Origin of the sequence: Ligilactobacillus acidipiscis DSM 15836, from assembly GCF_001435755.1 — a bacterium.
Taxonomy (GTDB): domain Bacteria; phylum Bacillota; class Bacilli; order Lactobacillales; family Lactobacillaceae; genus Ligilactobacillus; species Ligilactobacillus acidipiscis.
The window spans coordinates 1-13,581 of the sequence record NZ_AZFI01000037.1 but is presented as its reverse complement, the minus strand read 5'-3'; the positions used below and the strand labels follow the sequence as shown (position 1 = coordinate 13,581).

10 protein-coding genes are annotated in these 13,581 nt (G+C 40.5%); 1 reads left to right on the top strand and 9 read right to left on the bottom strand.

Going from position 1 to position 13,581, the window contains the following annotated elements:
* The first annotated feature begins 135 nt into the window (after positions 1 to 135).
* The gene (locus tag FC65_RS04370) at positions 136 to 729 is read left to right on the top strand and encodes an ATP-dependent Clp protease proteolytic subunit (RefSeq protein ID WP_010497992.1); all 594 of its coding nucleotides are present in this window, start codon (positions 136 to 138) and stop codon (positions 727 to 729) included.
* Between the two features lie 144 nt (positions 730 to 873).
* Here FC65_RS04370 and whiA read toward each other — a convergent pair whose 3' ends face one another.
* The 9 genes from whiA to FC65_RS04325 all read right to left on the bottom strand — a co-directional run bounded on the left by whiA (position 874) and on the right by FC65_RS04325 (position 13,199).
* Positions 874 to 1,827, bottom strand: coding sequence for a DNA-binding protein WhiA (gene whiA / locus FC65_RS04365; protein WP_056971684.1), 954 nt, complete (start codon positions 1,825 to 1,827; stop codon positions 874 to 876).
* A gap of 50 nt (positions 1,828 to 1,877) precedes the next feature.
* Positions 1,878 to 2,897, bottom strand: coding sequence for a gluconeogenesis factor YvcK family protein (locus tag FC65_RS04360; protein WP_056971683.1), 1,020 nt, complete (start codon positions 2,895 to 2,897; stop codon positions 1,878 to 1,880).
* Entirely contained in the window at positions 2,894 to 3,778 is an 885-nt protein-coding gene (gene rapZ / locus FC65_RS04355; protein ID WP_056971682.1) for an RNase adapter RapZ, read from the bottom strand. Before rapZ ends, FC65_RS04360 begins: the two co-directional genes overlap by 4 nt.
* A gap of 130 nt (positions 3,779 to 3,908) precedes the next feature.
* Positions 3,909 to 4,790 carry an L-serine ammonia-lyase, iron-sulfur-dependent, subunit alpha gene (sdaAA, locus tag FC65_RS04350; RefSeq protein ID WP_056971681.1) on the bottom strand — a complete coding sequence of 294 codons (882 nt, stop codon included), beginning with the start codon at positions 4,788 to 4,790 and terminating at the stop codon, positions 3,909 to 3,911.
* A gap of 13 nt (positions 4,791 to 4,803) precedes the next feature.
* On the bottom strand, positions 4,804 to 5,463 hold the full coding sequence (locus FC65_RS04345; protein ID WP_056971680.1) for a serine dehydratase beta chain: 660 nt from the start codon (positions 5,461 to 5,463) through the stop codon (positions 4,804 to 4,806).
* Between the two features lie 199 nt (positions 5,464 to 5,662).
* A complete protein-coding gene (locus FC65_RS04340) occupies positions 5,663 to 6,136 on the bottom strand; it encodes an S-ribosylhomocysteine lyase (RefSeq protein WP_010497972.1) in 474 nt (157 codons plus the stop codon).
* Between the two features lie 91 nt (positions 6,137 to 6,227).
* The gene (gene uvrA / locus FC65_RS04335; RefSeq protein ID WP_010497970.1) at positions 6,228 to 9,062 is read right to left on the bottom strand and encodes an excinuclease ABC subunit UvrA; all 2,835 of its coding nucleotides are present in this window, start codon (positions 9,060 to 9,062) and stop codon (positions 6,228 to 6,230) included.
* 52 nt (positions 9,063 to 9,114) lie between these two features.
* Complete coding sequence (gene uvrB, locus FC65_RS04330) at positions 9,115 to 11,112, bottom strand: excinuclease ABC subunit UvrB (RefSeq protein ID WP_056971685.1); 1,998 nt, start codon at positions 11,110 to 11,112, stop codon at positions 9,115 to 9,117.
* A gap of 359 nt (positions 11,113 to 11,471) precedes the next feature.
* Positions 11,472 to 13,199: a phospho-sugar mutase gene (locus tag FC65_RS04325; protein WP_056971679.1), complete on the bottom strand. Its 1,728-nt coding sequence runs from the start codon at positions 13,197 to 13,199 to the stop codon at positions 11,472 to 11,474.
* Positions 13,200 to 13,581 lie beyond the last annotated feature (382 nt).

Genomic DNA, 13,581 nt, shown 5'->3' with positions numbered 1-13,581 from the left:
ATTTACCCACACAAAGTTGACACTATCAAAAAATGCTAAAAGTTTGACCTTTTTTGACCTATAGGGTAAACTATAAATCAAAGTCATGAAGGAGATTTCATGCAATCAATTAAGAAACAGGAGGTATTTATTACTATGAATTTAGTACCTACAGTTATTGAACAGTCTCCACAAGGAGAACGTGCTTATGATATTTATTCACGTTTGTTAAAAGACCGGATCATTATGGTTTCTGGTGAAGTCACAGATGACATGGCAAATGCTGTGATCGCGCAGTTGCTTTTCTTAGATGCACAGGACTCTGAAAAAGACATCTATATGTACATCAACTCACCTGGTGGCTCTGTTTCAGCTGGATTGGCCATTTATGACACGATGAATTTCGTAAATTCCGATGTTCAGACTATCGTCTTGGGCATAGCTGCTTCAATGGCATCTATCTTGTCTACGGCAGGTGCTGATGGCAAGCGTTTTGCTCTACCAAACTCTGAAATATTGATCCATCAGCCATTAGGCGGTGCTCAGGGTCAATCAACTGAAATTCAGATCGCTGCTGAGCATATCTCGAAGACACGTAACTTGATCAACAAGATCTTAGCCGAACGCACAGGCCAAGACATCGAAACGATCAACCGCGATACCGAACGTGATAACTTTATGACCGCTGAAGAAGCCGTTAAATATGGTTTGATCGATGGTATTATGAAGAACAAGAAGAAAGCCGAATAAGCTTTAATTTCTAATAACAAAGAACTGTAACTCTACATTGTGAGCTATGGTTCTTTTTTTGGCTTAAAACATAAAAAAGAGCCCTACCTAAAAGATAGAGTTCTCATGGACTACCGAACATTATTTGAAAAAATACCTTTTTGATCAAGCATTTTGATCAGCAAATGTTCCGGTCTTGATTTTATTAGCATATTCATTTATTTTACGTAGACGGTGATTTACACCTGATTTAGAAATCGGACCGCCTTCCACTAGGTCACCCAATTCTTTCAAACTAACTTCCGGATGGGCAACCCGAGAAATAGCAACTTGTTGCAATTTAACCGGCAACTTGTTTAAACCAACAACATCATCGATCAGCTTAATATTTTCGATCTGCTTAGTGGCTGCGTCAGCAACTTTGTTCATATTAGCATTTTCGCAATTCACGATCCGGTTGACCGAATTACGCATATCACGCATAATGCGAATATCCTCAAACTTTAGCATTGAACTTGTTGCCCCGATCAAAGACAAAAAGTCAGCAATCTTTTCTCCCTCTTTTAAATAAGTGATATAGCCGCTACGCCGTTCAGTTTTGCGTGCATTCAAATGATAGTGATTCATCATTTCGCAAATAGAATCATTATGTTCCTCATAGAGTGAATAAATTTCCAAGTGGTAACGACTCGTTTCGGGATTATTCACGGAACCTGTTGCTAAAAAGGCACCGCGTAAATAAGAACGGACAGGGCCATCCGTAGTCAAGAAATCATTGTTCACAGTTTGTTTGATCTGCAAGCCATCAATTATATTCAAGTCATGTAAAACCTTGCTGCTGCCGGAGCGCAGACGAACAATGTATAAATTATTTTTCTTTAACTTCATTTTACGTCTAACGATCAATTCACTCTTGATACCATAAAATTTTTCTAACAACCAATAGATCCTCCGTGCAGTTGCAGGATTTTCGGTTTGAATACTCAACACAAATTGATGATCGATCAAACTTAACGCACCGTTCATACGGATCAATGCCGTCAATTCAGCCTTACCATTTTTAAGATGATTGACCTCTAAAGTAGTCAACTCTTTTTTTACATCACTAGCATAAGACAATACTCCGACCTCCCTTCATTAAAATGAATAAACTGACTAACAGATTTACCTTAGTTATATCTATCAACGACCCAGGAATTTGGACGACCTGTCAGTCGTATCAGCTCTTCAACGACTTTTTTTCCATTATGAAAAACGCCATGATCTCTGAGTTTCAAAAAATTATCTGAGATCACACGACAATTTTGCTCGCGCAAGCCGGCAAAGTCATATTTGACCTGGTCTAAGATCTCATTATATTTTTGATAATCCATATAATCTTGCGGGACTTCTTCAGTATTTACCAGTACAGTATCCACGAAGTTATCACCCAAATGATTATTTAAAACGCGGACATGATCAGCATCCGTAAACTTCTCAGTTTCACCCTTTTGCGTCATAATATTGCAGATATAGACAACTTCCGCTTGAGTTTCACAAACAACACGACCAACATTTTCGATCATTAAATTGGGTAAGATACTCGTGAATAAACTACCTGGACCTAATACGATCTGATCTGCCTCCATAATGGCTTTGATCACTTCAGGGCGAGCTTCAGGTTTAGAGCCGTCATTGCTCGTGACCCAGACTTTTTTTATATTTTTCTCAGCAGCAGTGATCTCGGCTTCTCCAGACAAACAAGTGCCATCGCTGAACTCAGCATTCAAAGCCAAGGGAACGCTGGCTGCCGGATAGACCTTGCCGTCGATACGCATCATCTGTGACAGCTTTTGCACGGCGGAAAATATGTCATCACCATTCATCTCTGATAATGCCGCAATAATCAAATTTCCGATCGCATGCCCCGAAAAAAACTGATCTTTGGTATCAAAACGATATTGAAAAATATCTTTATAAATCTGAGGGATATCAGACAAAGCTACTAGAACATTTCTAATATCTCCAGGTGGGACAACATTGATATAATCCCTGATCACGCCAGATGACCCGCCATCATCAGCCACAGTTACCACCGCAGTAATATCAGCATTTTTCTTACGCAGTCCATGTAATACGACCGGCAAGCCAGTTCCTCCCCCGATCACTACTATTTTAGGGCGCTGACCATTTCTATTACAATTACTCATGACCGGTTAACAGTCTCCTTCCGCTTGTTCATGTCGCGGTGTGAGATCCGCACCGGATATTTTTTCTTTAACCGTTTGCCGATCAAGTTAGTCAGTGCCACTGACCGATGTTGACCGCCTGTACAGCCTATCGCGATAACTACACTTGATTTGCCTTCTTTAACATAACCTGGAAGGATCGATTCAAGTAAGTGCGCAAATTGTTCGTAAAAACTTTGGGCACCGTTTGAATTCATGACATAATCCTCAACAGGTTTATCCAAGCCCGTTTTACCCTTTAGTTCTGGTACATAATAAGGATTAGGCAGGAAGCGAACATCCATAACGATATCGGCATCGATCGGCAAACCATATTTAAAGCCGAATGACAAAACTTCAATATGAAAAGGAGTTTCCTTGCCGCTTTCAAACGTATGGAATATTTCTTCACGCAACTGTCGCGGAGACAATTTAGTTGTATCGATCACCAGCTGCGCCTGCGTTTTGATTTCAGCCAGTAGTTCCCTTTCCTTAGCAATCCCATCTAACAACCGACCTTCACGAGCTAAAGGATGTGCTCGTCTGGTTTCTTTATACCGAGAAACCAGTTCTTCATTAGATGCATCAAGAAAAACAATTTTTACATTGACAGCTCTTTGATCCTCAATATTATGCAATATCTCAATGATCTGATCATAAAATGAACGCGAACGTAAATCGATCCCCAAAGCAACTTTTTGAATTTTACCACTATCTTGCAGCAACTCATAAAACTTTGGAATCAATGTCGGTGGCATATTGTCAATGCAAAAATAACCTAAATCTTCAAAACTTTGCATTGCAACTGTCTTACCAGCACCACTCATCCCTGTTAAAATTACTAGTTCAAATTGTTCACTCATTATCGATCCTCCAATTTCAAACATTCTTTCCTAGAATACCACAACAATCCGGGCGTGTCATTAAATATAATCACTTCTTAAACTATTATTTCTTTGTATTTCGCCCGGCAACACAAATTGCATGATAAAATTAAGCCTCTGTACCGAAAATATTGAATTTGATTTGATTTCCCGTCGGGGTTGCAGCCAATCCTCCTAGCCCAGTTTCACGAAGTTCTCGCGGCATTCTTTCACCAACATCTTTCATTGCCATGATAACTTCATCAGCTGGGATCGTGTTAGTCAATCCTGCTAAAGCCATATCAGCGGCAGCCAAAGCATTGACTGCACCAACAACATTTCGATCCACACATGGTACTTCAACCAAACCTGCAACCGGATCACAAACCAAACCCAACAAATTACTTAACGAAAATGCAAAAGCCTCCGCAGACTGTTGCGGTGTCCCACCACTAACTTCAACTGCAGCAGCGGCAGCCATTGCAGAAGCACTGCCGACTTCAGCCTGACAGCCGCCTGTCGCGCCAGCGATCGTGGCATGATTAGCCACGATCAAGCCAAAACCGCTAGCACACAATAAAAAGTCGATTTCATTCCTCCGACTTAAATTCAACTTTTTTTCTAATGCAAACAAAACACCCGGCAAAGTTCCAGAAGATCCCGCTGTTGGAGCAGCACAAACAACTCCCATAGCGGCATCGACCTCATTTGTGGCGATCGCATTTTCCATCGCCGTCAAGACTATGTCGCCAGAAAGAGTTTTTCCTCGTTGATGATACTTGGCCAATTTTGCCGCCTGGTGTTGCGTCAAAAACGGGTTTGACGCAACACCGTTTCCAGTCAAGCCCTTACTTACTGCCAAGCTCATTGCTGTCAACTGTTCGCTCATTTGCTTTATGATCTCTTCGGCCATTTTACCAGAATATGTACTTTCTTGTTCGAGCATCAGCTTTGCGATGGTTACACCGCGTTGTTGAGCAGTTTGCACTATTTCAGCAATACTTTGATACATTTTTTCTCCTTACTCATAAACAAATTAAATTGTCACAATATTTTTGAATTTTTCTTTCGAGATCATTAACTGGCATTTCTTTTAAATTAAGGGCGTACAAATTTTCCCTTTCCGCAAAATAACAAAAGTTTTGTGCAGTGACGATCGATCCCATATCAGATAACTTTTCTAAGATCTTGACTAGTGATCGAGGAGAACACTTAAACAAGATGACTGGAAGTGAACCAGGCAATTCAATGTTATATCCATCAAGTTCGATCTGCTTGACCTCGATTTTTCCTCCCCCAATAGAACAACCACAAAGAAAAATCTTGTTTTTGCCGTCACTCAATGTAATTGCAGCCGTGTTCGGGTGGCCGATTGGACTTGGTTCACTTAATTCATTGATCTGCAAAGAGATGGCTTGTGCTTTGATTATTTCTAGGGAGTTCGCAAGTGCCGGATTATCTGCATCCATTCCAAGGATCCCTCCCACTATTGCAAGATCAGTTCCGTGGCCGACATGTGTTTTGGCAAAAGATTCATAGTAATCAATTTTTATTTTTTGTGGTCTATTCTTTAAAAGCTGACCTGCTTTCTTGCCAAGTTTAGCCGCCCCTGCTGTATGCGAACTTGACGGTCCGACCATGACCGGCCCCACTATATCAAAAATACTCTGATATTTTTCCTCCATTTTTACACCTCTGGCAACAGTTATATTCATGGTACATTTTGTTCATGATGAGCTCAGTTACTCAAACTCCGAAAACGAACCTTTTCACAGCTTGAACGTTCTTCTCAATTATATATTTTTTGCGTTCATTAGAAAACCTTCGCTGCAAAATCAGAAATAAAAAAAGACTCAGGAGATCCCCTGAGTCAAATTTTACTTGTTATTCAACAACTTTACGTTCATATGGATCTGAAGAAATGCCTTCAGATAAGATTTTTTTAGCCCACTCTTGAGCTGAGAACAAGGAATGGTCACGATAGTTCCCACAGCTCTTAATATCAGTTCCTTGAACATCATCCCATGATGCTTGAGAAATATCTTCCAAGGACTTCTTCAAAGCTGTCGCCACTTCAACGGTGTCATGTTCACCCCAAGTAATCAAATGGAACCCTGTCCGGCAGCCAAATGGAGAACAATCGATCACACCATCCATATAGTCACGCAAGTAGCCTGCTAACATGTGCTCGATAGTATGCAATCCTGCAGTAGGAATAGCATTTTCATTAGGTTGAACCAAGCGCAGATCGTAATTAGCGATCTTATCACCTTTGGCGCCTTCTTCAGTAGTGATCAAACGAACATAGGGAGCTTTAACAGCTGTATGGTCCAATGTAAAACTTTCAACTTTTGCCAAAATGATCTCTCCAATCTTCAAACAAATATAAATCAACTTTAGCAGTTTCACTGTAAAATGCAAGTTATCTACCTGCAAAAGTATCAATTAGCTATTCATGCTTGCTCTTTTCTAAAACGCCCTTTAAATACTGACCGGTATAACTTTCTTTACAATCAGCAACCTCTTCTGGCGTGCCGGTCACAACGATCTGACCTCCGCCTTCTCCGCCTTCAGGTCCCAGATCGATCAGATGATCAGAAGTTTTGATCACGTCTAAATTATGTTCGATCACTAAAACGGTGTTTCCTTTATCAACCAATCTTTGTAAAACGGTTAACAAATTTTTAACGTCTTCTGTGTGCAGGCCAGTTGTAGGTTCATCTAAAATATAAAATGTTTTGCCGTTTGATTTACGGTGTAATTCAGATGCAAGTTTCATTCGTTGAGCCTCGCCGCCAGATAAGGTAGTGGCCGGCTGGCCCAGTTTCACATAGCCTAATCCAACATCCATAATAGTTTGCAGCTTACGTTTGATCTTAGGAATAGGTTCAAAGAAAGCCAAAGCCTCTTCCACAGTCATATCTAAGATCTCAGAAATATTTTTACCCTTATACTCGATTTCCAAAGTTTCCGAATTAAAACGTGTACCATGGCAAACTTCACATGGCACATAGACATCTGGTAAGAAGTTCATCGCAATTTTAATGATCCCGTCACCTTTGCAAGCTTCACAACGTCCGCCTTTAACGTTAAAACTAAACCTGCCCTTACTATAACCGCGCATTTTTGCCTCGTTTGTTTGAGCAAACAAAGCTCTCACATCGTCAAATACACCGGTATAAGTGGCCGGATTACTCCGTGGTGTCCGTCCAATCGGTGACTGATCAATATCGATAACTTTTTCCAACGAATCAAAGCCAGAGATCTTCTTGTATTTCCCTGGTTTTTCAGAATTACGTGTTAACTTTTGTGCTAAAGCACGTTTTAAAATCATGTTGACCAAAGTTGATTTACCAGAACCTGAAACACCAGTCACAGTTATAAACTTACCCAAGGGAAAGTCAACTGTGATGTCTTTTAAATTATTTTCACTGGCACCAGTAACCGTAACAACTTTGCCATTACCTTGCCGGCGTTTTTTAGGAACCGAGATATAACGTTTGCCAGCCAGATATTGTCCCGTAATTGATTTAGCAGATCTTTCGACCTGTTTAGGTGTCCCGCTAGCCATAACTTGTCCGCCGTTAACACCAGCACCAGGGCCAATATCCACAATATAATCCGCAGCACGCATCGTATCCTCATCGTGCTCAACTACTATTAAAGTATTACCCAGATCACGCATTTTTTTCAGTGAAGCGATCAAACGGTCATTATCTCGTTGATGCAGACCGATCGAAGGCTCATCTAAGATATACATAACCCCTGAAAGGTTAGAACCGATCTGAGTTGCCAAGCGGATCCGTTGCGCTTCACCACCAGACAAAGTCCTGGCCGACCGACTCAAAGTCAAATAATCCAAACCAACGTTTTGCAAAAATGACAGCCGATCTTTAATTTCTTTAAGGATCGGCTGCGCGATCTGCTGATCTTGCTTTGAGAAGGTTAATCCAGCAAAAAAGCCCAGTGAATCGCCAATCGCATAATCAGAAACCTCACCAATATGCTTGCCACCGATCTTGACTGACAGAGCTTTGCGGTTTAAACGATAGCCATGACAAGTCTGACAAGTTAAACTTGTCATATATTTTCTCATAACATCACGGGTAAAATCACTGTTCGTTTCACGATAACGACGTGAAACATTGTTGACTACACCCTCAAATTGCATGTCTAAGTCACGCTTACCGCCAAAGTCATTTTCAAAGGTAAAATGGAAAGTTTTGCTACCCGCTCCATACAAGACAGTCTTTTGTTGCTTTTTTGGCAACTTTTTGAATGGAGTATCCAAATCGATCCCAAATGTTTCGCAAGCTTCAGCCAGCAAAGTCGGGTAATATTGGGAGCTGATCGGATTCCAAGGTGCTAAAGCGCCCTCCCTTAAAGTTTTGTCTTTATCTGGCACTACCAAATCAACATCCACTTCAAGTTTAACGCCTAATCCGTCACAATCAGGGCAAGCACCAAATGGAGCATTAAAAGAAAACAAGCGTGGTTCTAATTCACCGATCGTAAACCCACAATAAGGACACGCAAAATTCTCTGAAAATTGAATGGTCTCACCATCGATCACATCAGCGTATGCATAACCCCCAGACAAGCGCAACGCCGATTCAAATGAATCAAAAAGCCGGGACCTGACAGTTGGTTTGACAACGATTCGATCCACAACGACTGAGATAGAATGCTTAATGTTCTTATCCAGCTCCAATGTTTCTTCAACATCATGGGATTCTCCATCAACGATCAGTCTGACAAAACCCTCACGCTTGATCTTTTCGAAGACCTTTTTATGTTGCCCCTTTTTTTCACGAACGACAGGTGCCAAGACCTGCAGCTTAGTTCTTTCTGGTAGAGATAATACCCGATCCACCATTTGTTCAGGTGATTGGCTGGTGATCTTATGACCATCATTTGGACAAATCGGTGTCCCAACACGTCCCCATAAAAGACGCAAATAATCATTGATCTCAGTCACAGTTCCCACAGTTGACCGAGGATTTTTAGAAGTTGTCTTTTGGTCGATCGATATTGCCGGAGATAAACCGTCGATCGAATCAACATCTGGTTTGTCCATTTGTCCTAAAAATTGCCTAGCATATGCTGACAGACTTTCCACGTAACGGCGTTGTCCTTCAGCGTATAAGGTATCAAAGGCCAGTGAACTCTTACCTGAACCAGACAGCCCAGTCATAACGACCAATTTATTTTTGGGAATAGCAACATCAATGTTTTTTAAATTATGCGCCCGTGCGCCATGGATCACAATTTTATCCTGTGCCAATCTCTCTCCCTCTTTCAAACATTTATCTATTAACAGCAAATAAGCAAACTATCTAACTGATCTGTGCTTTTAATTCCAAAATAGTATCACGTAAAGTTGCTGCGTCTTCAAAGTTAAGCTGTTTTGACGCTTGCCTCATTTGATTTTCTAAGCTCTCGATCATTTCTTTTTGGTCTGACTTCTTCATGTTTGAGAAATCAACTCCCTCAGATTCCTTCTTCTTATCATTAACAGGCAATACTCCAGAGATCGAAGCCCGAATATCTTTTTTAATGGTCTGAGGAATAACACCATGATCTTTATTATATTTTTGTTGGATCTCACGACGTCTCTGAGTTTCATCCATCGCTCTTTGCATTGAATCAGTCACATTATCTGCATACAAAATAACATGTCCATGCTCATTTCTAGCAGCCCGTCCGATAGTTTGGATCAAAGATCTTTCATTACGTAAGAACCCTTCTTTATCTGCATCTAAAATAGCTATCAAAGAAACCTCAGGAACATCGATCCCTTCACGCAGCAAATTAATTCCTACTAAAACATCAAACTTACCCAAACGCAAGTCACGAATGATCTCAGTTCTTTCTAAAGTCTTGATATCCGAATGAAGATATTTGACCTTGATCCCTAATTCCTTAAAGTAATCAGATAAATCTTCAGCCATTTTTTTAGTCAAGGTAGTTACAAAGACACGTTCTTTTCTTTCAACCCGTTTATTGATCTCCGCGACCAGATCTTCCATTTGCCCTTCAGTTTTTCGCACCTCAACTTCTGGATCCAACAAACCAGTTGGCCGAATGATCTGTTCGACCACATCATCAGTCTGTTCATGTTCATATGGACCTGGAGTCGCAGACATGTAAACGATTTGGTTGACATGTTTTTCGAATTCAGCTAGTTTTAGCGGTCGATTATCAAGCGCACTTGGTAATCGAAAGCCATAATCGACCAGCATTTGTTTCCGAGAACGGTCACCATTATACATACCACGCACCTGTGGCATAGTAACGTGAGATTCATCAACAACGATCAAAAAATCTTTTGGAAAGAAATCAAGCAGTGTAAATGGCGGCTCTCCAGGTTTGCGTCCATCCATATGGCGTGAATAATTCTCGATTCCTGAACAATAACCCATTTCTTTCAACATTTCAACGTCATAAGTAGTCCGTTGTTCCAAACGTTGAGCTTCCAACAATTTATTGTCAGCCTTCAGCTCGGCGGTCCTATCTTTTAATTCCTCTTCAATACCACTAACGGCTTCTTCCATTCGTTCCTCGTTAGTCATAAAGTGAGTAGCCGGAAAGATGGCTACGTGATCACGATCACCCAATATCTCACCAGTTAATGGATCGACCTCACGAATTCGATCGATTTCGTCACCAAAGAACTCGACTCTTAAAGCACGCTCATCGTGAGAAGCTGGGAAAATTTCCACAACATCACCACGAACACGAAAACGACCACGTTGAAAATCGATGTCGTTGCGCTCAAATTGAATATCCACTAGTTGACCCAACAAACGGTCACGTTCTATCTCTTGACCAACACGTAACGAAATCGTGTGAGCTTTATATTCCGACGGATCACCTAATCCGAAGATAGAAGAAACTGAGGCAACAACGATCACATCGTTTCTTTCTAACAAAGAACTTGTGGCTGAATGCCGCAACTTATCGATCTCGTCATTGATACTTGAGTCTTTCTCAATATACGTATCACTTGAGGGCACATAAGCTTCCGGTTGGTAATAGTCATAATAACTTACAAAATATTCGACGGCATTATTAGGAAAGAACTCTTTAAACTCACCATATAATTGCCCCGCTAATGTTTTATTGTGCGATAATACCAGTGTTGGCTTATTAACATTCTTAATTACATTTGAAATAGTAAAAGTTTTACCTGTCCCTGTCGCGCCCAATAAAATCTGTGCTTTTTCGCCATTCTTGATTCCAGTGGTCAATTCATCGATTGCTTGAGGTTGGTCACCAGTCGGTTGATACTTTGAAACAAGTTCAAATTCATGATCATCTTGTCTTTCGATCACCATAGATCCCCCCTATCATTCTCCGTTTCAGGCCGAAGCCAGCAATGTATATTGTAGCATACCGAACATGTTTTCGCTATATTTTTGATTGACTTTACTTGTTTTATAGTAGACTTGCAAATAGCAGAAGGCGACGCTTGCTCAACTTCCACGTTGTAAAGTTAAAAGCGTCTTATACCGTTAAGATCCGTGGCCTTATCCTTTTATACGCCATGCTTTGCTCTTCATGTATAAAAATAGAGATGAAGCAACAACTCCACCCCTAAAGTTTGGCTCATCAAAATAACAAACTAATGACTTGCTGTTGTTTTCCTCTCAAGTCAATCTATCCTAAATCGCCAAGCTATTAAATTTACTGATCATTCATTACCAAATTGATCAATTGCTTTTTCAAAATCAGCCCGTTTTTGTTGAGCTTTTTCATTTGTATCTGCTTGTGTACCAATATAAAACTTGATCTTTGGTTCAGTACCTGAAGGACGAATAGCGATCCAAGTTCCATCTTCTAATAGGTACTTCAGAACATTAGCTTCAGGAAGTTCAATCGTTTCGATCGTTCCATCCGCAAATTTCTTTTCAGACTTAGCAAAATCTTCCATCGCGGTAACTGAATAACCTGCAAACGAAGTTGGTGCTTCATCACGAAACTTAGCCATCAAGCTTTCGATTTGAGCAGCACCTTCTATCCCATCAAATGTCCGTGAGATAGTCTTTTCAGCGAAATACCCGTACTCTTTAAATAAATCTTGCAAGCCGTCATAAAGATTTTTACCTTGTTCACGATAGAAAGCAGCAACTTCCGCTAACATTACCAAAGATTGAATAGCATCTTTGTCGCGCACGAAAGGTTTGATCAAGTAGCCGTAACTTTCTTCAAAGCCAAACATGAAGGTCTGACTATTATTTGTCTGAAAATCCTTGATCTGTTCAGCGATAAATTTAAACCCTGTCAGCACATTGATTATTCGTGCATGATGTTTTTCAGCAATTTTTGTTGCAAATTCGCTAGAAACGATCGATTTAACAACAGCAGCATTTTCTGACAAACTACCATCTTTTTCATGTGCGATCAAAATGTAATTCAACATTAATGCGGCAATCTGGTTACCAGTCAATAATTGATATTCACCATCCGGCTGACGAACAGCTGCACCTAAACGGTCTGCATCTGGGTCAACAGCGATCAAAAGATCAGCATTTTGTTCTTGACCTAACTTGATCGAAAGGTCAAAAGCTGCAGCATCTTCTGGGTTGGGCTTTTTCACTGTTGGGAAATCACCATCAGTAATAGCCTGTTCCGGAACCATCGTGAAATTTTTGAAACCTGCTTGGCGCAAAGCTTTTTCGCCGAGCATTGCCCCTGTGCCATGTAAGGGGCTAAAAATCAATTTCATGGTTTGGCCCTCTTTTTCGACTAATTCATTATTGATAGTAACGTTTTTGATTTCAGCCAAGTATGCCTGGTCAACTTGGTCACCGATCACTTCTAACATCTTATCAGAAATCAATTTGTCTTTATCAGCAACCTTGATCGCAAAAAGATCATCAGCCTGACGAATATACTTGGTGATCAAGTCAGACTCTTTAGGAGGCATTTGTGCGCCGTCTTCTCCATATATCTTATAGCCATTATATTCTTTGGGGTTGTGGCTAGCAGTGATCATGATTCCGGCATAAGTGTGTAAGTGCCGGACCGTAAAGGATAGTTCTGGTGTTGGACGTAAGCTTTCAAACACAAAAGATTTGATCCCATGTGCACCCAAAACCTTAGCCGATTCATATGCAAATTCTTGTGAATTATGTCTAGAATCATAACTAATAGCGACTCCGCGTTTCTTAACGTCATCGTTCAATGTGTCCATAAAAGATGCTAATCCTTCAGTTGCCTGGCGCACTGTGTAGATGTTCATGCGGTTGATTCCTGCGCCCAAAACGCCACGCATCCCGGCAGTCCCAAATTCAAGCGGGGCATAAAAAGCGTCTTCCAGCGCATCCTTATCTCCTGCCAAACCATCTAATTCTTTTTTTAAACTTGATTCTAAATCATTATTATTTTTCCAGACTTTATAAGTGTCTTCCCAGCTCATGCTTTCCACTCCTTGTAAAAATTATGTCTTTCAAGTATAAGTATAACTATTCACGTCACTTATTACCACTCAAAACTAAGATGTTTTCTCCTTAAGTCCGCCAATTATATGAGTTTTGCTAACTTAAATCTTAACTGTAACACACTGCATGAATTTTGAAGCAAATTTTTCAAGGTTTACCAAAAAATCAAACCTAGAAGTTAGACACAAAGCGGATCTTTGATTTCAAAAATATATATTTCTGCTCCTCTTGCGGGCTGTATTGTTATCTGGAAATTTAAACATCTTGTTGTCATTATTAGTTTGCTCGACTTTGCGTTACATTTCCACTTGTAACACTTACTTCGCCCGAGTTTGCGTCACATTCCCACTTGTATGACTT